Annotated in this window: 20 protein-coding genes; all 20 read right to left on the bottom strand. The window is 44.8% G+C overall.

Annotation, left to right across the window (positions count from 1 at the left end; translation table 11 throughout):
• Positions 1 to 516: 516 nt before the first annotated feature.
• The 20 genes from DW904_RS11595 to DW904_RS11505 all read right to left on the bottom strand — a co-directional run bounded on the left by DW904_RS11595 (position 517) and on the right by DW904_RS11505 (position 20,717).
• Entirely contained in the window at positions 517 to 1,104 is a 588-nt protein-coding gene (locus DW904_RS11595) for an SOS response-associated peptidase family protein (RefSeq protein ID WP_118580718.1), read from the bottom strand.
• A 1-nt stretch (position 1,105) separates the two neighbouring features.
• Entirely contained in the window at positions 1,106 to 1,813 is a 708-nt protein-coding gene (locus tag DW904_RS11590) for a hypothetical protein (RefSeq protein WP_147422320.1), read from the bottom strand.
• 90 nt (positions 1,814 to 1,903) lie between these two features.
• The gene (locus tag DW904_RS11585; RefSeq protein WP_118580711.1) at positions 1,904 to 2,455 is read right to left on the bottom strand and encodes a flavin reductase; all 552 of its coding nucleotides are present in this window, start codon (positions 2,453 to 2,455) and stop codon (positions 1,904 to 1,906) included.
• Positions 2,456 to 2,562: 107 nt separating this feature from the next.
• Entirely contained in the window at positions 2,563 to 2,721 is a 159-nt protein-coding gene (locus DW904_RS22895) for a hypothetical protein (protein WP_202187712.1), read from the bottom strand.
• Positions 2,722 to 2,774: 53 nt separating this feature from the next.
• Positions 2,775 to 3,089, bottom strand: coding sequence for a type II toxin-antitoxin system RelE/ParE family toxin (locus tag DW904_RS11580; RefSeq protein ID WP_118580708.1), 315 nt, complete (start codon positions 3,087 to 3,089; stop codon positions 2,775 to 2,777).
• Complete coding sequence (locus tag DW904_RS11575) at positions 3,079 to 3,339, bottom strand: type II toxin-antitoxin system prevent-host-death family antitoxin (protein WP_118580705.1); 261 nt, start codon at positions 3,337 to 3,339, stop codon at positions 3,079 to 3,081. The genes DW904_RS11580 and DW904_RS11575 overlap by 11 nt, the downstream gene beginning before the upstream one ends.
• Before the next feature lie 83 nt (positions 3,340 to 3,422).
• On the bottom strand, positions 3,423 to 3,674 hold the full coding sequence (locus DW904_RS11570; RefSeq protein ID WP_118580702.1) for a hypothetical protein: 252 nt from the start codon (positions 3,672 to 3,674) through the stop codon (positions 3,423 to 3,425).
• A 70-nt stretch (positions 3,675 to 3,744) separates the two neighbouring features.
• Positions 3,745 to 4,260 (bottom strand): hypothetical protein, encoded by a 516-nt coding sequence (locus DW904_RS11565; RefSeq protein WP_118580699.1) that lies wholly within the window; start codon positions 4,258 to 4,260, stop codon positions 3,745 to 3,747.
• Between the two features lie 87 nt (positions 4,261 to 4,347).
• Positions 4,348 to 5,418 (bottom strand): DUF4179 domain-containing protein, encoded by a 1,071-nt coding sequence (locus DW904_RS11560; protein WP_118580696.1) that lies wholly within the window; start codon positions 5,416 to 5,418, stop codon positions 4,348 to 4,350.
• The gene (locus DW904_RS11555; protein WP_118580693.1) at positions 5,408 to 5,971 is read right to left on the bottom strand and encodes an RNA polymerase sigma factor; all 564 of its coding nucleotides are present in this window, start codon (positions 5,969 to 5,971) and stop codon (positions 5,408 to 5,410) included. The genes DW904_RS11560 and DW904_RS11555 overlap by 11 nt, the downstream gene beginning before the upstream one ends.
• A gap of 138 nt (positions 5,972 to 6,109) precedes the next feature.
• Positions 6,110 to 6,394: a hypothetical protein gene (locus DW904_RS11550; protein WP_147422319.1), complete on the bottom strand. Its 285-nt coding sequence runs from the start codon at positions 6,392 to 6,394 to the stop codon at positions 6,110 to 6,112.
• Positions 6,395 to 7,240: 846 nt separating this feature from the next.
• Positions 7,241 to 7,984, bottom strand: a complete 744-nt coding sequence (locus tag DW904_RS11545; RefSeq protein WP_118580687.1) for a sugar phosphate isomerase/epimerase family protein — start codon at positions 7,982 to 7,984, stop codon at positions 7,241 to 7,243.
• A gap of 96 nt (positions 7,985 to 8,080) precedes the next feature.
• Entirely contained in the window at positions 8,081 to 12,043 is a 3,963-nt protein-coding gene (locus tag DW904_RS11540) for a cadherin-like beta sandwich domain-containing protein (RefSeq protein WP_118580684.1), read from the bottom strand.
• Positions 12,044 to 12,067: 24 nt separating this feature from the next.
• Entirely contained in the window at positions 12,068 to 13,909 is a 1,842-nt protein-coding gene (locus DW904_RS11535) for a hypothetical protein (protein WP_118580681.1), read from the bottom strand.
• Positions 13,910 to 15,310, bottom strand: coding sequence for a DUF4430 domain-containing protein (locus DW904_RS11530; protein ID WP_118580678.1), 1,401 nt, complete (start codon positions 15,308 to 15,310; stop codon positions 13,910 to 13,912). It lies immediately after the preceding gene.
• Positions 15,311 to 15,328: 18 nt separating this feature from the next.
• Positions 15,329 to 17,662: a transglutaminase domain-containing protein gene (locus DW904_RS11525; RefSeq protein WP_118580675.1), complete on the bottom strand. Its 2,334-nt coding sequence runs from the start codon at positions 17,660 to 17,662 to the stop codon at positions 15,329 to 15,331.
• Entirely contained in the window at positions 17,587 to 18,753 is a 1,167-nt protein-coding gene (locus DW904_RS11520; RefSeq protein WP_118580672.1) for a DUF58 domain-containing protein, read from the bottom strand. Before DW904_RS11520 ends, DW904_RS11525 begins: the two co-directional genes overlap by 76 nt.
• Positions 18,750 to 19,688: a MoxR family ATPase gene (locus DW904_RS11515; RefSeq protein WP_118580669.1), complete on the bottom strand. Its 939-nt coding sequence runs from the start codon at positions 19,686 to 19,688 to the stop codon at positions 18,750 to 18,752. The genes DW904_RS11520 and DW904_RS11515 overlap by 4 nt, the downstream gene beginning before the upstream one ends.
• Before the next feature lie 52 nt (positions 19,689 to 19,740).
• Positions 19,741 to 20,202: a prenyltransferase/squalene oxidase repeat-containing protein gene (locus tag DW904_RS11510; protein ID WP_118580666.1), complete on the bottom strand. Its 462-nt coding sequence runs from the start codon at positions 20,200 to 20,202 to the stop codon at positions 19,741 to 19,743.
• A gap of 56 nt (positions 20,203 to 20,258) precedes the next feature.
• Complete coding sequence (locus tag DW904_RS11505) at positions 20,259 to 20,717, bottom strand: hypothetical protein (protein WP_118580663.1); 459 nt, start codon at positions 20,715 to 20,717, stop codon at positions 20,259 to 20,261.
• Positions 20,718 to 20,757 lie beyond the last annotated feature (40 nt).

Below are 20,757 nucleotides of genomic sequence, written 5' to 3'. Positions count from 1 at the left end.
CTCATAGCAGTTACCCGCTACTTTGTAGATATTAGACTCAACTGACGGAACAGCAGGTCTTACACCTTACGGTAAGACAATAAATGTAGTGACTTTCAAGTCACACAAAACAATTTGCGTCACTGTGTAAGATGGTACGTTCCACACTTCCCGCCTCTTTTTCTCGAACGTTTGTTCTTTTTTTGTTTATTATATCTACTCCAAGGCAGAATGTAAAGTGGTAATCTTCTCCAAAATCCCTTTAGCCCCGAATATCGGGACAAAACCTATTAAACAACACCTGTTAATTTCTTTTTTCGCTCCGATCGTTACGAATACATAGAAAAAGGCTACTATGCCAGGTTGGTTTTAGGATAATCAAACTTGTTGAGGGTCTCTCTTCGTGAGGGGCAAACTTGAGGGTTTTTATAGTGAAACCCTCACGAAAGACCCTCAACAAGTTTGGCAAACCCTCAAGAACTTTGATTATCCTGGTTTTATCGCATAGCAGCCACTTTTAAAATCGTATTTTCTTATTTAAAATAACCTCTGCTGTTCATAGGGGACATACCGTTCCAGCAGAGCCGGTGTCTGGGATAGAATTTCTTTTGCACATTTTTCATCCCATAGCCAGGGGATAATCTGGTCTTTTTCCAGAATCAGGGGCATCCGATCGTGAACAGGGCTCATGGAAGCATTCGCTGCAGTGGTCAAAATCACAAACCGATCTTCCTTACCAAACCGATCATAAAATCCAGCCAAATAAAGAGGGGTTCTATCCTTCCGGTAAAATGTATTTTTTTCTTTTAACCTACTCCATTCATAAAATCCGGCAGCAGGAATCACGGTCCGGTGATAATGGATTCCATTTTGAAACATTCTTTTTTCTGTCACCGATTCCACCCGGGCATTAAAAATGACGCCTTTATTCTGCCATTCAGGATACCCCCAGGCTTTTTTACACAACTGTAGTTTTTTATGAGCGGGGCTTACAATTACAGGTGCAGCTTCTGTGGGATGAATGTCGCCAGTTATCAGTTCTCGCCCAAAAGATACCTCTACTTCAGATACAATTTTCTGGATATCCAAATAAGTTTCCTCATCCATATAATACCTGCCGCACATTTTATTCTGCCTCCAGAGCGTTTTCCCGAACAAATACTATAAGATCACTCATTTCCCCAACTCCACTTGTTTTCGTTTGAATATCTCTACACACAACCAGATCTGGTAAATAGGCAATTACTTCCAGTCCCATAATTTCATTCTCATCCAGGCAGAGAATGGTATTCTCGATCAGTTCATAATCGTAGGCCTTCTGATTCTCAATCAATATAAATTTGTCTTCAGACAAATACAAATCTGATTCCGCCTCAATCACATACGCCCGGTCCGACTGTTCCCCATTCATAAACAGAAATCCACCATAAGAATCGTCAACCAAACTATAGTAAAAAATAAAATCATTTGATTTCAGGACTTGAAACTGATCAATTTTTTCATCCTCTATTTCTTCTGATTCATAAGATCCATCTGGATGAATGCAAAGATCGTTGTTTTTTCCATTCTGGAAGATCGTAATATGGCAGTCCCCATTCGAATCAAAATCTGCCGCATTAAAATCTTCTACCTCTGCTGCCAGCCAATGCCCTTTTATATCCTCACTGGTAAGCTGTATTCCATCCATCTTAGGTTTCTCTAAGATGGAATCTCTTTCTAAGTTAAATTTCGCTGGCACTTCACCAACAGATGTATTATCGGCAGCATAAAGTGTCACTGGTGAAACCAAAAGCAACATGGCAGCAGTTACTGGCATTAATATTTTCTTTAGCATCTTTTCTCCCTCTCAACCTGTACCTATCGTCTTTTAGTAACCGTTTTCCCATTTCCTTATATAAAAAATGGCAACTTCATAAATGTCTCATTATTCAACATGATTTTCTTCTTTTTTCCTTACATCTATGATTTCACCCACAAATACATAATGCGGCTGCCATCCACCCTTAAAATCCGGATAGACTTCTGGTTTCGCCGCATAATATGCTTGGATTTCCGGTGCTAAGTCTTCCCGTGAGAACTGGTGCTGATACAGTTTCTTGCAAAGGAAGGTAAGCTCTGCTTCCCCAAACGTAACACCCTGTCCCATTTTTACAGGTGTAAAGCCAACCGTCTCTATTTTATTTTCATTCCGCCCGGAATGAGATCCGAGATATCCCAATGCCTTACGGCTGGTTTCCGGATAAAAACTGACAGTAAAAATATCACTTTCTTTTAATACCTCACTTGTGTAACGGGCAGGGTGAACATATACAGTTACCGTAGACCTGCTGTTCCCAGCTGTCCCCCAGATATTCCCAAGGCTTCCCCAGCTTACCGTACAACAGTTATAATGCTGTATATTCCCAGCTGTCACAAGCGCCCATTTCTTATCAAATAATTCAAATACTTTGTATTCTTCCCTTTTATAATCCTGCATAACAGCCCTCCGGTTCTGTCTATTTTATGAAGATTTGTTTCTCTTACTATTAGAATATCAATCTACCAATAATGGCGCAAGGCTTTCTTGCAATTTTTCGGACGGAATCATATTACTTCTTTCACCGCCGTATAAACCAGAGTAGTTGCCTTCATAAGTTTCCCATCAATTCCATCCGGTTTACATGTATTCTGGAAAAAATTCATAACGTGCTTACTCTGATGTCCCACCAAAAAGGGAAGTGCTGTCTCTTCAACACTTCCCAAAATTTGCTATATATTCCAATACGAATCAGTTTTTTTCACGAAACATGTTTTCTTTATGACAATTTATTCCCGTAATCCTCCAGTTGATGAAATATCCCCATAATATATACCTCCAAATCTACTACTTTGACAATCATCAAGTAGGACATATCCGTAAGAATAACTTCCCTGTATTTTAAGGATTTTAGATATGCGTCCCGACATTCTGGAAATTGATATGGGTTCTCTTCCAGGCGATCATATGCTTTTTCTATACATGCCAGTAAATGTTCTGCCGCTATATTATTCCCCAGCCGATATACAAGATAATATAGGCATTCATCTAATTGTTCTTCCGCACGCTCTGTAACAATTAGTTTATAAACCATATTTCCCCCTCATTGCGCTAAGCGATTCTCTGGCATCTTTTACGCTTCCCTCTTTAATCTGCCTTTCGGAAGTTTCCAGCGCCTGATACATTCTTAGCTTCTTCATGGCTCTTTCATAATTTTCAATACTCATAATCACCATATCGCCATATCCATTCTTGGTTATATAAACTGGTTCCTCACTTCTATGGCAAAGTTCGGATATCTCCGCTGTGTTTTTCAAGTCTTTAATCGGAATAATCTGTGGCATATAAGGCACCTCCTTTGATGGGATTATCATACCATAATTATGTCATTTCGGCAATGGCTGATAGAAAAATATATCATACAAGTTTACGGATTCTCACAAATCATTCCATATCTGTTATCTCCAAATTCTCTCTTATTCACCAGCTTTACTCCAAGATGGCAGTATTTATCACATTTCAGTTTCTCATCTGTTTCAACCACTTCACGGATAAATGTTAAAATACTTTTTAATGGATATTTGGAATCCAGCGTGGTAATTGCAATGTAGCCTTCGTGTTTTTCCGAAGTTGCATAAAGCATTCTTATCATAAAAGAAAAAAAGATGGCTAACGACAACCATCTTTCTCTCCGTTATATGTTTCATTATATTTCTATAGCAACGAAACAAAATTTATTTTCTCCTGCATCAACTAATAGTGACCGCTCCGTTTGCGGCACACTTAATTGAAAATGTTCCTCCAGCACCTTTTCCAGTTTTTATGTGCTGGCAATAAAAATATCCAAGCGCAACATCACCTGCTTTTGAAGCATCTTTTGTAATCACCTTATAAACATTAGGTACAAGAATCTTGCAGTCAGGAGTTGCATTTGTGCACTCTGCCTTTTTTCCATTATATCTAAAAGTAGCCTTCAAAATATATTTTACAAACACCGTATTCGTATTTTTATCTTTTACCCGGTAAGTCTTTGTGGCTGATGTGGTTTTCCATCCAGCTCTTGCAAGAGACGGAATTTTTTCTTCATAAGACTCAATTTCAATCACCGTATCTTCATCAAGATCAATGTATTCCCTTTTCAGTAAAACAGCATTTTCCTTATTTTCATATGGCTTGATTTCAGTATCTGCCTTTACCGTCACCATACTACCAAGGGAAATAATCATGGTTAATAATACACACAACAAACTTTTCATTTTTCTCATAAAGAGCCTCCTTTGTAATTATCCTATTTTTAAATCGAGAAATGGATTCTTTTCTCCCCTCCTTCCCATTTCCACTACATTTCCGATTTAATTTTGTAAATCGACGGTAATACCATCTCCAACTGGAACCGCCAAGTCTTCCGGTGCCTGGTCTTCATCATATACCGTTCCTATTTCTTCTATGTAAGTATCTTCAGATTCTTTCTGCTCATAGGAAACCGTTTTTCCTGTAGTTCCTGAATAGTGATAGAGCTGTAGCGTTAACTGTTTTGCATGATCCAAAATTCCCAAATCTTGTAATTCAAAAATTAGATTCGGTTTATCATAGGAAGTGAGATTAAAAACATATTCATTTCCTAAATCGTCCTTCCCGCGAAGCCAAAATTCGTCGTCCTCCGTCATATCGGAATATGATCCAGAAATGGTACATCCGAAAATATTATATTTCATTTCTGAAATCAAAAACGTCTGATCCTTCTCAATTGGGATAGACACTTGAATGTCAATTTCTTTTGTGTCTGCCTGCAGTGCTTCTGGATCTGCTGTAAATGAAAAACTATATACATCCCTTTCTTCAACCTGCTCATTTTGATTTTGGAAGGTTCCTATTTGAATTTCAAATTTCTGGGAATGATCAGCTCTACTTCGATTAAATTTCGCTGCAAAGTATTTGGAAGTCACTTTTTCTGATCCGCTACTGTTATCAAGCGAATATTGATTTTCTAACGCTAATGACTCGCCATCAACTGCGACCTGAATGCTGCTCATGGAAATGTCATTTTCGCCATTTTCATCAGTCAGAGAATATGCAATCCAAAGGCTTTTTGCATCCGCTGCAACTTCCTCTAACGAAACCGCAATTCCATTTTTTTCGATTGTCTTTTGAATTGTTTTCACATATTCATCTGTTTCCTTCTCAATTCCCAAAATCCGGCCAATAAGAGAAGTCATTTTATACCAGGCTGCTTTTACCTCATTCTGATGTGTAAGTCCACCACCAATAGCAGCCACTAATATGATACAGGCTGCTGCAACCCGTATGTAGCGCTTGACTCTTACGATTTTATTTTCTTTCCACGGTTTCGCCGCCTGATAAATGTATTTCTCATCTATATCCTCAAATGCCGTTAAAAAATCCCATCCTTTATTATCCCTCATAGCCAGCCTCCTTTAATAAACCATAAAGTTTTTTCCTGCTACGAGCCAAAACTGACTTGATCTTACTTTCCCCACAGGCATGTCGGTCTGCTATCGCTTTTACAGGATCCATATACCAGTAGCGTCTAATAAAAATATCCCGGTCACGTTCCGAAAGCGTTGATAAAAAGTGGTCAAATAATTTTACAAGTTCTTTCTTTTTTAAATAAATTTCAATATCAGAAGAAATTGCACTTCCAATTTTTTCCACTTCCCCAGCAATATCTTCCATATGTGAATCCACCCGTTTCTGCGCATTTCTTTTCCGATAACGGTCGATTGCTGTATTTCTTGTTATTTTTGAAACAAAGGAAGACAAAATAGATGGTCTTCTTGGAGGAATGCTGTTCCAGGTAAAAAGCCATGTATCATTTACACACTCTTCAGAATCCTCCCTGCTGTATAAAATATTGTGTGCAACTATATAACACATATTTTGATATTTATTTTTGGTCTCTACAATTGCATTTTCATCTCTGGCAAAATACAAATTAATGATCTGTGCATCATCCATCCTAAGCTATCCTCCTTTTTCACCTTATATCACGTATTTTATTTTAATTGGTCGCATGAAAAATGTAATTTTTTTATTTTTTTTGCAGAAAAGGAAATGAAATATATTTCGTTCCTAATTCCTTTTCTGCATTTCCATTTACTGGTCAATTACTTCTGTCATATAAGCTCCCTGACCATCTACCGCAGTAACTATTTCTTTTCCGTCTTCTGTTTCAATAATCTGCCCCACTGATACCTGATCCTGTGGTCCGCTGGTGCTTAAATCCGGATCTTCGTCAAATGTGGCCAGCGGGTACATTACCCTCTCTCCATTTGCATTGAAAAATTCATGTAATTCAACTCCAGAACTGGCAGCCACTGAAGCTGTTCCAATCAGCATACACGCTGCCGCTCCAATCCAAAACTTTTTTCGTTTCATCATGCTGCTCCTTTCTCTTAACCGTGATTATTTTTTATATCCACAAATACTACAGGTCTTCTTCAAAAACGGATAACTATGTTTACTGTAATATGTCCATGGAGTGTAAGTTTTTATCCCCCTACGATGGCATTTATTACATTTGTTTGAGATAATCAGCCGTTCTTTGTAACAGATTCCAGCTGTTCCAACTGTTCGAAAATCTGTCTTTTTACCAACAGCTTCTAAATATCTCGCCGGATGTTCACATGGCGCATTTGTCGCATAGGAAGAAATCGCTTCAATTGGTTCTGTTACAAAAGATCCATCTTCATTTACTCTGACAATTCTTTCCTTAGCACCAGTTTCTGTTACATAAATGTTTCCACTGGAAATTACTTCCTACGCTTCATTTTCCGCACCCATTACAGAGATACCCTGCCCTGCCATATTTCCCATAATTGTAACACTTGTCATAATAATTGCCATCCACTTTTTTAATCCACTCATCCTTTTTACCTCGTTTTCTTAAATTTTTCCCTATAAGTTGTAAATAAAAATTTTTAGAGCCCTCCCTTCAAAGTTTCGTTATTCCTTTTTCACTATATATCACGTAAAATTTCGGTATCCGTTGCATCCTTGCTAAAAATAATTTATTTTATTCTCAAAACCTCCAGCCCTAATTTGGCACACAAACAGGATCCGTTTATAATCTGTGTCTTGGCGTTTTATAAGTAGCCGTAAATCAAAAGCCCCCCGGCAGCATAGTTCCAAAGATCCATACTATCGGGGGCTTATCCCTCATCTCATCATAATTTCCATATTCTCCTGACGATATAAAGCAATTTATCAATAGTGCTGTTCCACAACTTATTTTTCAGCCAGGCTGTCAAGGCATCTTTTTATGTCCTCTTTTTGCATGCACTCAATGGTCCAGGTACGTTCTTTTGTTTCCGGCAGATAGCCAAGCACTTCCTCCCAGGGAAGGTTTCCGCTTCCAAGCCCGATGTGGGAATCCCGGTCTCCGCAGTTGTCGTGGATGTGGACATGACTTACATAGGGAGCCAGATTTTTCGCCCACTCCCTGACATCCAAAGAAGAATAACAGTGCGCGTGTCCGATGTCCAGGCACAGCTTGAAGTTTGGCTGGTTCACCCTCTCATAAACATCCAAAAGAAGCCGCCAATCATCATCAAATACATTTTCCAGCACGACTTCAAGTTCTGTTTTGTTTTTCATAAATTCCTGCCAGAATTTGGCAACCTGCTCCGCCCAATATTCTTTGTAGTAAACATACGGGTTCATGCCAGAGTGAAAGACAATCTTCTTAGCGCCAAGGTGAAGCCCCGCCTCATAGCACTGGTTGAATCTTGTCATGGTAGCTTCCCGCACCATACTGTCATATGCACAGGGGTTCACATCCAGAAACGGACCGTGAAGGATCAGATCCCTGGTTCCTATCTCTTTCATTTTCTCCCAGTACGTTTTGATCGAATCCGAAAGCTGATCCAGGTTATCCGAAATAGAAAAATCAATGCTCTCGATCCCAGTTCCATACTCTTTTACCAAAGCCTTCATGTCATCATCTAAAACTAAATGGCTAATATATATCATTTTTTTCCTCACTTTTTTTGCGAAGCTGCTCCTGCCTCTTTTAAATGGCAGAACAGGCAGGAGCCCTTTAAGGCTTTGCTGCCTGTTCTATCTTTTTTATTTTACTGTGATCTTAATTTTTTTCGATTTGGAACCGGATTTTACCGTAATGGTGGCAGTTCCTTTTTTCTTTGCAGTGATCACACCTTTTGCGGTAACAGTTGCCACCTTCTTATTGGAAGTGGTATAGGTTACCTTCTGCAGGGAGGTGATCGGGCTGATGACTGGCTTTAATGTCAGTTTCTTGCCCTTTTTCAGGGTTGCCTTAGAAGCAATGCCTATGATCTTGGTTGTCTTCACCGCCTTCTTTTGTACCGTAACGTTGACCACCTGTTTTTTGCCGCTTGCAAGTGTGATGGTGACTTTTGCTTTTCCAGCTTTCAGTCCTTTTATAGTACCCTTGCTTGTCACTGTTACAATCTTTTTGTTGCTGGTTGTCCAGGATTTTACGGAATCTCCATTTGCAAGACCGCTCACCTTCACCTTTGTGGTAGACTGTTTTACCTTCAGCTTTATACTGGTGGCATTTACTTTGATGGTTGGGGTAAGTTTACTTCCTACAGTGCGGGTTTCCGTTCTTCCCTTGTTGCTGGTGCGTTTCTGTGTTTCGGGGGCAAATACCGTTGCTCCCGATACGGTTGTCCAAGGACCAAATACCTCCGGAACTTCCGTCGGTGTCGGAGTCGGCGGAACGGGTGTCGGGGTAGCCGGAACCGGAGTTACAGTCGGTGTCGGGGATGGGGTATCGGTACGCTGTACCACAATGGTATAGTCGGTTGTCTTTCCGGATTTGGTGGTAACGGTAACCTTTACCTCTGCTTCTGCCTCTGGATTTGTTTTATCAAAATACATGGCAATTCTGTGTGCTGCACCACTTCCGGTTACTTTTCCAAGAACCGTTACCTTGCTGGTGCCACGGACTCCCACAGCGGTAACCGATGCGCTGCTGTCTGCCGGTTCTGCAAAGATATTTAAAAATTCCCGGCTCTCTTTATAGATTGCCCGGTAGCTGGTTGTTACACTGCTAAATTCCGGGGACAGCGAAATCCGGTTTGCCGTATTGGAGTAGGTATTGCTGGTGCTAAGTGCCATGTTCGCAAGAACCGGAGTGGAAATATCCTGGGAAATATGGAAAGTATATTCCCTGCTCTTTCCCATACCGCTTACAGTTACCTTCACATCTGTGGAGCCGCCGCTTACATCCGCTACAAAACTTCCTGCATACGCCTGTCCATTTACAGTTATGGTGCAGCCTTCCGGTGCTTTAAAATCAAAGGTCACTTTGCCGGTATTCTCTGCTACCGTTAAATTATATTTTAAGGTATCTTTTCGGAAAGCAGAAGGCCAGGTCACTTTTCCAGTATCTGCTGTGACTGTCACGCTGTCCAGATAGGCTCCATTTGTTTCCAGAGCCATCAGATAGTTGGAATCGTTTTTGTAATAAAGGGTGCCCTCACGGTCTGCACAGATGGTACTGATGCAGTATTCCTGCTGGTCACTTGCCGGGCGGAAAAGCTCTACGGCTGTTCCGGAGGTCTGTCCCGGTTCATCGGACAGCATATAAATACCGCCTGGTTTTGCATTGTAGGTAAAGTACAGATAGACTCTTCCATCTGCCTGTCCATCCCCATTATAATCCTGGTTTTCGTAGGCCGTAGACAAAAGAGGCGCTGCCTGGGGATAGCCTGGGATGGATACGTTATATGCCAGAGAGATCCCGGAAGCGGTTTCAGTTAAGACTGCAAAATGATGACCGCCATCGGAACTAAACTGTTCGCCATTTCCGCAGACACCTACATAGATCCTCCCCTTATATACAACCGGGGAAGCAGTTACCATGCCGCCAAGGTTATAGCTGCAGGCAGTTCCAAAGGTGCCGTCTGCATTCATCTGCACGCGGTACAGATACCCGCCTTTGGTGGTGAAATATACATAACCATTATTATAAACGATAGTAGAACGAATATCTCCATGGCTTGTCATCTTATCCATGAGCAATCCGGTATGTGTGTTTACGGAATACAGGATGGCGGAGTTGGTATCTGTTCCTTCTGAAGAACCGTCGTCGGAACCAAATATCAGGTAATCGGATGAGGCATAAGAACCAGCCCAGTAAAAGCCGCCCTTATGGTTGTATTTCCAAGTGCAGTGTTTAATCTCCGTTCCTGTGGATGGATCCTCGTCTGTAACAGACAGACAGAAATAAGAGCCTGCTGTAGTCTCAGAATTCCAGGTTCCGGTATAGATATAACCATCCTTGTAAGTGATCGGGGAAAGTGTCTGACCTCCCAGGGACTCACTGATCCATAAGGACTTTAAGGAAGTAGCACTGACCGCCTGGATCTGACCGCCGCCGATCTGTGCAAAGAGCATTCCCTCTGCATAGGTAAGGGGGATCATGGCATACTGCATATTTCCAGAGAGCTGTTCGCTGGTCTGAAGGATTTCCCCTGTGTTTTTATCCAGCTTATAGATAAACTGTCCAGACGCTACATAAACTGCTCCGCCCAGGATCAGTGGTGGTGTGATGGCTGCCTCCCAGCCCACTCCGATCCTTTTGGTCCATTTTAACAGGGTGGAATCCGCACTGGTTGGGGTGCTGCTTCCGGTAATGCCGTTATTTGTTTCACTGTTTCGAAAATTGATCCAGTCATTGTCCGTGATCTCCGGCTGCGTAGCATCCTGTTTTACCAGTTCTGCACTAATGTCGGAAACCTCGCCGCCGGTAAAACTGCCCTGCTGGGAAATATAGCCATATTTAGAAATATTCCACGTATAGGCTTCTCCTTGAAGGATGTTCTCATAAACCATCAGGGAATCGGCGGAAGGGGTAAGGCGCTCCCCATCCTTGTCATATACGCTGATGACCGCATCCTCCGGGGTTACCTGGAAACTTACTTTGTCACTTGTGCTTTTATGAACCAGGATGGTGTAGGTGCCGGTGGAGGTATAGGTTTTCTCTGCCAGGGTAGGATCCGCATAGGTGTTTGCCTCTGACATGGAGAGCGTCACTTTGGTATCACCGGTGTCTGCCAGTGGAACGCTCACAGCCGTATCTGTAGAAGAAAACGGAACCTCTTTTACTTCGCCTGTGGTTACATTTTCACTGGAAATGGCAAGCTGATACCAGTTGCCGGAAAACGCTTTTGGAACCACCTGTAAAGAAGCAGTAGAAACTGCTACCGTTGCCTCGTAGTCCCTTGTAGTTCCTGTCGTGTCAAATTTCGGAAGGATATTTTTTGCCAGGTCCTTGTCATCCGGCAGGCAGGCCTTGAGATCGGAAAGGTCAAGACGGCGTTCTACCAGGATCTGGTAAACCTGCTTGTCCCCTTCTGTTCCTGCGGTGATAGTATAAAGTGCTCTTTTGGAGCCATTTTCTCCGGCTGCAAAAACGGAGGCAGCTATATTGTAACGGGTACCATCTGTGTATCCGCTTTTTGACATTTCCGCATTCTGTTTTTCTCCGTCCAGTCCCGTGGTTTCCAGCTGAAGGACGGATCCCTCCGGTGCATTCCCTGCCAGATCCGCTGTGATCCAGAAGGATGCGGAATCCATGTTGGAACCATATTCTGCCACATAAACCTTGCCGCCAAACTCTGCGTCAAGATCAGACATACGCTTTAATCCTACGGTAGAAGCACCGCTCTGGCTGGTATATAAGGTCAAGTTCTGAAGGTAGCCACCCTCATCCTGCGCATCGGTTTCTGGCATGATGATAGGATCTGTCTCCCCTTCAAATCCCTCCTGGGAATCAGAGGCTTCAAAGTCCTCTTCTCCTGAAAAATCTTCTTCTGCTTCCCCGGAGGTAAACCCGGTAAATTCAGAAACGCTTGCAAAAGAATCCTCACTTTGTGTGTCTTCGGATTCCTGGGAACCACCCTCAAAAGAATCCGTCTCATCTGTAAAAAATCCATCCTCTTCTGCGGCATAAGCGGTGTTTAACGCATACACCGGAAGATTTCCAGCTAACAGGGCCGCAGACAAAAGTCCGGTCAGCCATTTTTTCATTGTTGGTTTCATTCAGTTCTCCCTTCTTTTCTTTGCTTACGCCGTTATTTTGGGCTTTTTCTTGCTTTCTTTTTTAAACCTTTTCTTTGCCGTTACAAAAAAGAGAGCAAAACCAGTTTCCAATACCGCAATCACCAGAAGAAATTTTGTTGTCAGACTTGCTTTTTGGATTCCTCTTGTCACACTTCCTGCAAAAGATTCCTCCTGAGCCTGGTTCTTTCCAGTTGTATTTGTAACTGTGGTTTTCGTTTCTTCTGTAAAACCATCTGACGCCTCACTTTTTTCTTCTACCACCGGGGAGGGAGTGGCTTTTTCCATCACCTTCTCCCCTGCTATGGTATAGCCAGGCTTTAAATCCTTTGCATATTTCTTCCCTGTCCGGTCTGTCCACTTCGGGGACTCATTTTTTTTGGTGTCAGCTGTCTTCATATTTCCAAACAAAGAAGTCTGTTTCTCCCCCTGGAGCTTTAAGGAAGCCTTAATCTCCCCAGTGGTTTTCTCCCCCTCTTTGCCTCCAGCTTTGCTTCCCTCCACCTGTTTTAAATTGGATAAGGAACCCTCGCCGTTTTGTCCTGGGATAGTGGCCTGGGACTTATTTCCGCCATGGTCGGAGCCATGTACCAGGTTTCCAGGGGTACCGGCTGTTTTTATATCCGGGATCCCCATGACTAAAGAATCACTTACATTTCCCGCTGCATCCTTTACCACGATCACCAGGTCTTTTTCCCCGGAGGATAATCCAGTCAGGGTAATGGTATTGGTTCCGGCTAATACTTCTGTTCCTTTCCCACTTGTATCTAGGGCGGGTACCTTTGCCCCTGCCTCAATCACCTGGTAATAACAGGTTCCCTTTTCGGAAGTTTTATAGACAGCAGAAGCAGTGTCCGTGGAGATACGGCTGGCACTGATTTTTTTTAGTACCGGAGCTGTCGTATCGGTAAGTTTCAGGGTAATATAATAGTCTCTGGTTGTCCCGTCCTCTGCTTTTACCTCCAGGCGGACCTTCGCCTCTTTTTCCTGGTCGGCAAAAAAGATCTTCCAGTAGAGGCGGTCTTTGTTGTCTTTCGTTCCCGTGATGGTCTCATCTTTTTCTACAGTTCCTGCCTTGATACCGCTGATGGCATAAACCTTAACAGAAGCTTTTTCATCCTCTACTTCTGGCCAGATGTTCAGGCTCTGCCGTTCGCCATCGTAGGAAGTCTCAAATTTTTCCTTATCTGGAGCCAGATCCGGGCTTAATTTTAAGATTCCTTTTCCGTACTTGTCGGAACTGGAAACATACAAGCCCTTTAAGGCTGTGTTGCCGCTAAGAAGGGTGATGGTATATTCCGTCACCGCAGGATCTGCCGTGATCTTCTGGTAGAATTCCTGGTACCCTTCTTTACGGACATAAAGTTCATACGCCTGTCCCTGTAAAAGAGAATACCGTCCATTTTCTTCTGCGGAAACCGGGTTTCCCTCTGCATCCAGGATCACCACACTGGCATCTCCCGGCTCAATTTGAAGTCCCACGCTCACCAAAGCCGGGGTTGGAGTCGCAGTCGGCTGTGGAATCTCGGTTGGAGCCGGAGTTTCTGTTGGTGCCGTAGTTGGCTCCGGAACCGGTGTTGCAGTCGGCTCTTGTGGAGTCTCAGTTGGAGCTGGTGCCTGTGTAGGCTCTGGCTCCACGGTCGGCTGTGGTGCCACAGTGGGCTCTGGCTCCATGGTCGGCTGTGGTTCCTCACTTGGAGCAGGCTCCGGCTGTTCCGGTTCCGAAGGCTCTTCTGGTCCTCCTTCTTCGCTTTGTATCATCACTTCTTGCTGTGCATGTATCTCATAAGGAACACTTCCAGCAATCAGAGCTGCCGTTAGGGTTCCCATTACCAATCTTTTTTTCATTTACCAGTCCCCCCATGTCTCGCCGTTTACTCCGCCGCCTACGTCGGCACCGGAATAAAGGGAAAATCGAAGCCTTACCTCATCCCCGTCCGCTGGGAAATAGGAAGACATTCCAACACTCATGTATTCACCGTTCACAGAATACAGCCAGCCAGAGTCCATGGTAAAATCAAACTCTCCAAGCCAGTTGGAATCGTGATCGGATAACTGACAGTTTACTTCCTGCAAATGCGCCATCAGGTCATCCGGAATAGCCGCATTTGCGGAAATGCCGCCCCTTCCGATTGCTTTTAAATAAAAGCCGCTGGTGGCATCCCCATTGTTTCTCCAGTCAAAGCCTGTGTTCTGCAAAAGCCGAAGCAGCACAGAGGATAACTGTTCTCCCTGGTAATATTCAATAGAGGTTGCCGGAAGGATGGTTCCAAGTCCTACTGTGCCAGCTTCAATGCTGATGGTGATAGAGCCTGCCACCTGTGGTCCTGCATCTTCCCCTTTATATAGGGTAAACGCAGGAAGTGTGGTGGTATATCCCTCTTCATCGGTTGCCTTGATTTCTATGGTGTTGGCACCCTCTGCCAGTTCCAGGCGATAAGCCAAAATGCCTTCCGCCGGCTGTCCCTGACAGCTCAGCTGCTGTCCGTTTCCAGTTACAGAAACAGACGCTGCACCCAGGCTGTTTCCATAGTGATCGGTTGCCTGGATGTAAAAGGTACGGTAAGAAGCATTGACGGTCTCCCCATCGGTAAGGTCTGTGGCAATCTTCGGGTAATTATCTTCTACCGGTTCCTCTGGACTTTCCGTAGGGGCAGGTGTCGCAGTGATCTGCGGCTCTTCCGGTGCCGGGGTAACAGGTGGCAGATCCTCGTTCGGAGTCTGTGCCCCGTCCTGGTTCCGGTTATCATCGGTATCTGGTGATTCCGATGGCTGCTCAGAATTGTCGGGATCATCCTGGTTATCATATTCAATCGTGTTACTCTCATTTTCCTGATTTTGGTTTGTATTGTTATTATTTTCTGGCGGCGCTTCCGTCACCGTCGCCTGGGGTGTGGGCGTTACGCTCTCCTCCGGCTTAGGAGTTGGTGTCACCGTCTGCGCCGCAGGTTCCTTTGTCGGCTCCGGTGTGATCGTAGGAGTCGGTGTCTCTTCCGGAAGAAGCTGTGCCTGTTCCTGTTGCTCTTCCGCTTCCTCGCCGTTTCCATCTGTCTTAGATCCTGCATAGGCAAAACCGGTTCCCAGATACCCTTTTAAGGAGCTGTCTGCACTGATTCCCTGCACCGGGTTTGGTACTGCCTCGGGCTCACTTTTTAATACGCCCTGTGCAAAAACGACAACAGCCAGAAAAAGTACTGCCACAGGAATGAGTGCTGCCAGTATTTTTCTTTTCTTCTTTTTTTCTTTCATAAACAGCCTCCTTTCCTGTCAATAAAGTCTTTCAATGTATTTCATGATCCATCTGTCATACCAGCTTGCAGATGCTTTTAATTCCTTTTTTAAATGCCGGATACAGCTTGCCGTATCATGGCGTTCGGAGGCCGATACCGGATGGGGGCTAAACGCTGCCTTTTGTCCAATCTTTCTTACTTTTTCATAGAGTAATGTGGTCTCATCTGAATACTGTGTGCCATGCTCGTATAACACTCTGGCATAGCCCGCCATCGCCCGGACTGCCAGTTTGGTATCCTGGGAGGCAAAGCACTTTCTTCTCTTTCGGTTTGTAAATGTTCTTAGGAATATCACAGCCAGGATGAACAGGAACATAAACGTATCAAATACGATTAAAAACAGAAGGAGGAATTTTTCGATTCCAAACAATGCCAGCTTCAGGCTGAAATTGGTACGGATGTTCTCTTCCACTGGAGGCTGTGATTCTGTCTCCGGAATCGAAGCTGCCAGTTTTCCTTTGGCTTCCAGACCGGTTTTTAAGTTGGCTTCCTCCATGACCCCGTAATAGGAAGGTGTCATTTCAAGAGGGATCCAGCCAAGCCCGTCCACATAGATCTCCGTCCAGGCATGTCCGTTGGTGCCTGGGATCTCAATGGTATCCCCAGCCTGTTTTCCCTCCACATCCTGTGGCGTAATTAAGTACCCTTCCACGTACCGGGCTGGAATGCCATAGTAACGGAACATCAAAGCCGCCGCTGTCGCAAAATGGACGCTGTGTCCGATCTTGGAGCTGGTTAAGAAGTTCTCCGTAAAATCCCCGTCTTCTGAAAACACATCGGTCTGGGAGCTGTAGGTCATGTTCTTTTCCAGATAGGAACGGATCCTGGTGATTGCCGTGTAGTAATCGGTATGTCCCTCATCACGGTTTCCGCCGTCTCCAAGTTCCTTTTGAAACAGGGTTTTTAAGGACGCTGGAAGAGCGGTATCTTCCTGATAAACAAAGGTATTGTAATAACTCTCCTGGCTTCGGTAGGAATTGACGGCATCCGCACCGCCATTCCCTGCATTATTTCCAGCGGTCAATGTCTGATAGACCTTTGCCCCAAGGGTGGTAAAATCACTTACCAGATTTCCAAGGGAGGAAAAACGATAGGTTCTTTCTCCAAACAGGCCTCTGGCGTACAGGGTGCTGTCCGCCTGGGCATTTTCACCTGTGTAGCCGTCTGGCAGACCAGAGAGCTCATACGGGGTATAAAGGTATTTACTGCTTGCCGTTTTATTTTTTATGGAGATGGTTCCCGTCTCACCGGAGAGAGAATCGTCCTGGATCAGATTTCTTGCATTTAGAAGCTGGGTTTCTCCATAAAAGCCCTCCTGGTGAAGCCAATAATACAAGTCTTTTTCTTCATAGGCCTCTTCCGTGGAAATCTCTGTCCAGGAAGAGCCGTCATAAACACTTCCCACAAAGCCACGCAGATACAAAGAAGCCGGGTGCTCCATGGTAATTTCAAGTGCTGTATCCGATGATGCACTCCAGGATCCGGTCTGCTTTAGCTTTCCATTTGGAAGGGAATTTGCCCCCTGCCCTTTGTAACGGATCCTGGAAAGTCCACTTAATGCCTCTTCTTTGGCATTTGCCACAAGCTGGGAGTCCTGGTACTCATTCTTTGGCACCAGGCTTTGAAGAAACATGCCCCCGAAAACGGAGACCAGAAGAAGACCAAATGCCCCGGCAATAAAAGCGGCCACGTCGGCAGCGTTACCTAAGTTTCCCCCTTTATTTTTCGTCATGTAGTTTAATTCTAACAGGGTTCCAGCGTAAAAGCCAAGACAAAGCCTGGTATCTGGAAGCAGTTCTGTTTTTACCAGAACCACCGGAAGGACTGCCGCAAAAAGAAGGAGCAGCACATACCACCGAAGCTTCAGGATTAAGAAGCCAAACAGCCCACAGGCAATGCCAAGGAAAATAAGAACTGCCAGCTCCCCATTTGCTTTTCCAGAATCCTTCAGCTGGTAGATGGTAAGGTAGATCCCTGCTTTTTTCCCAAGAACTTCTGCAAGCTGGTTCCAGAGTGAAAGAAATCCGTTTAAAAGCATGCCAGAGAACGCAAACAGGCAGATCCCGGCAGCTGCACTTAACGAGAAAACCGCAGCAACCAAATGTTCCCGAAGCCTGAAAAGAACGGCACAGAGAAGGGCGGTCACAGTGACGCTCACCAAAAAAGGAATCCCATTCACAGACGGAATCAGGGTATGCAAAAGCGCAAAGGTACCAACGCCATTTACCAGAAAAATCAGGAAACTTTCCAGCAGGATACCGGGCAGGTATCTTCTATGTTTTTCTTCTTGTCTTGTGATCCATACTTCCATGTGATGGTTTCTCCTTTATCTGCTGTGGTTCCACAGCTTACAACGGTTACCTCGCCCCGGGTTCGAAGGCTTCTAAGATCTTCCTCTTCTGGGGTGCCTGTAATATAAATATAATTTGCAAATCTTTGTTGTCCCGGAGTGTGAAGATATTCTGTGATGGTGCAGGGCTTTTCCCCCTCCCCTCCGTGGCGGAGGAATAAATAGAGAATAGTTTCATAATCCTCGCGGGTGCGTATTTTTTCAATGTAAAAATGTCCGGTGCTGTGGTCAAACACGCCTGCCTGACAGGAAATGCCCTGTTCCATAAAACTATTTAAAACTGCGGCAAACACTTCACCAAGCGTCTGTGCTACGGCTGGAGCTTTTTCCTTTAAATAGGGCTCTGCCAGGATCAGGACCGTATCATCCACCGGGAAACTTCTCTGGCGGATCATCATTTTATCTAACTTGCCGGTCAACTTCCAGTGGATCTGACGAATGCTGTCCCCCTCCTGGTATTCCCGGATATCAAAGGTCTCCCCCGGATCATCCCCAGGACGGGCTCCGGAATAGCGGAAGCTCTCCATGTCAAAGCCCTCTTTTGTGAGAAACTGAAAATCTTCCTTTTGCTCACAGGGCATCACCACCGTACAAGCGGACAGCCCCGCCTTCCTCTTTTGCCCTGCCAGACCAAAGAAATCATAGGAGCGCCAGGTGTGTAAGGTGGCGTAAATACAACCGCACCACTGGCTTTTTCCCTGGAAGTCAATGGCTTTTTTCCCCTTTCCTTTAAGGGAAAACGAAAACGGAAGCTCCATCTTCTCCCCAGTAAAATGATTTTCCAAATGCAGGCTGCCTTTTCCTAGAAATACCGGAAGGACAGAGCCATTTGCGATCTGAAGCTCCCCCTTCCAGATTCCATCCTGTTCCGCAGCTTTGGGGAGCTTTAGCTTCATAGTGATCTTTTTTCCGCAAAAGAAACCAAGCAGCAAAAACGCCACTACCGCAAGGGCGGACAAAAGCAAAAGGACGGCATATACCCAGACTCCGGTAAAAACCGCAGCCAGGGCAAGCAATATGAACCATATAAGTAGTAAAATCCTGTTTTTCATTCTCCCTCTACCTTCGGCGCCGATGTATCTTTTAAAATTTCTTCCAGAATGTCCTTCGCACTCTGCTCCTGGTATCTGGCTCTTGAATCCAGGATCATACGGTGTGCGGTTACATCTGTGAATACTTTTTTTACATCTTCCGGGATCACATAATCCCGTTCTTCCATGAAGGCTGCCGCCTTTGTCATACGGCATAAAGCCAGGGTTCCACGGGGGCTAAGACCAAGTGTGATCATCGGATGGTTTCTGGTTGCCTCTGCAAGGGTTGCAATATAGTTCAGGATGGAATCTGCCATATATACTTTTTGTACCTGATCCTGAAGCATAACAACTTCTTCTTTGGTAATAACAGCTTTCGCGTTCTCCAACGGATTTTTTGTCTGCCGGTCCCGAAGCAGCTCTACCAGGTTTTCGTGATCCGGGTAGCCCATGGAAAGGCTTATCATAAATCGGTCTAACTGGGATTCCGGCAGCATCTGGGTTCCGGAAGAGCCGGTAGGGTTCTCTGTAGCAATGACTACAAAGGGCTGCGGAACCGGATGTGTCTCGTTATCTACCGTTACCTTTCCCTCTTCCATGACTTCCAGAAGGGCTGCCTGGGTTTTGCTGGAGGTACGGTTGATCTCGTCCGCCAGAAGCATGTTGCACATCACCGCGCCTGGGCGGTAGATGAATCTGCCCGTCTGTTTTTCGTACATGGTAAATCCGGTTACATCGGAAGGAACTACATCCGGCGTAAACTGGATCCGGTTAAAATCCATTCCCATAAGACGGCAAAGTGCCAAAGCTGTGGTTGTCTTTCCAACACCAGGAACGTCTTCCAAAAGCACATGTCCTCTTGCCAGCACTGCCATGATAATCTTATCCGTAACTTCTTTTTTTCCTTTTATAATGGTTCCAAGCTCCTTCTGAAGCTGTGTGATCTTATCTGCCATTTCTTTCCTCCTGCCCTTTTTACTGGCTGATCCAGGTTCTTTTTCTTATGTGTCAATTGGTATCGCTCATATCATAAAAACTGGTTTTGCAATTTAAAAACCGGCTGTATGCCGCCATTGCACAAAACGCCTGGTCGGTAGCCATGGGATCGCTGTCCCCGTCTAATAGATGGGAAAAGCTTCCATCTTTTTTATAATACTCCATCAGGTTGTCGTAAAGCCCTTTTTCCTTTTTCCGGAAACGTGCATCCTTGTTACAGTCGATTCCATACGTGCTAAGCGCAAGGATTACCTGGGAAACGGACTCGGAGCTTTTATCCCCATACGCCTCATAACCGCCATCCTCTGCCTGCGCATCCGCTAAAAATTCCACGCCACGGTCAATGATGGCACTGATTTCTTCCTCTGTGGCATAGGGCTCTAAGCACTGTAAGGTCATGGCAGTCAGATCCACATCTGCGGTATCGGAACTGTCATCTAAGGAAAATCCACCGGATGGCTTTTCCTGTCCCACAATGTAGGTCAGATACTTTTGTTCCAGTTCCCCGTCTACGTCCGAGCGGTCCGCATTTAAGGCAAGAAGGCATACACGGCTCCATTTAACCCCTGCGCGGTTACAGCCTCAAAATCTTCCAGGGACTTTATAAGGTCATACCCTCCAATATCGGAAGGATCGATCCCGATGGCCTTACAAGCCAGGACAGCCCTTGCATACTCGGTATAGCGGTTTTCACTTAATACCCCTTCCTGCTCCTTGACGCGCTTTTCTAAGTTTGCCCTGTATTTTTCGTAATAGCCGTCCTCTGCCGCTTTCCCGGAGCGTGCCAGTGCGATCACCGTCCACTCTCCGCCGAGGGAATCGGAAGCTGGGGAGGGAATACTTGTCTGTTCATAGGAAGCAGTTTTCTTTAATGCTTCCTCTAAGGACGGTGTCCCACCACCGCAGCCAGATAACAGGCTGATGGCTGCTGCCGCCGCCAGAATTCCGGCAAGATAGCATCCAGTCCTTTTCTTTTTGGGATTTAACATTTTTCGTTTCTCCTTCTTTTAAAAATCAAATTCCACTTAC

It is taken from the genome of Ruminococcus sp. AM42-11 (assembly GCF_003480145.1).
GTDB classification, from domain to species: Bacteria; Bacillota; Clostridia; order Lachnospirales; family Lachnospiraceae; genus Blautia_A; species Blautia_A faecis.
The sequence above is the reverse complement of the archived record's forward strand: the minus strand, read 5'-3'. Positions and strand labels throughout refer to the sequence as shown.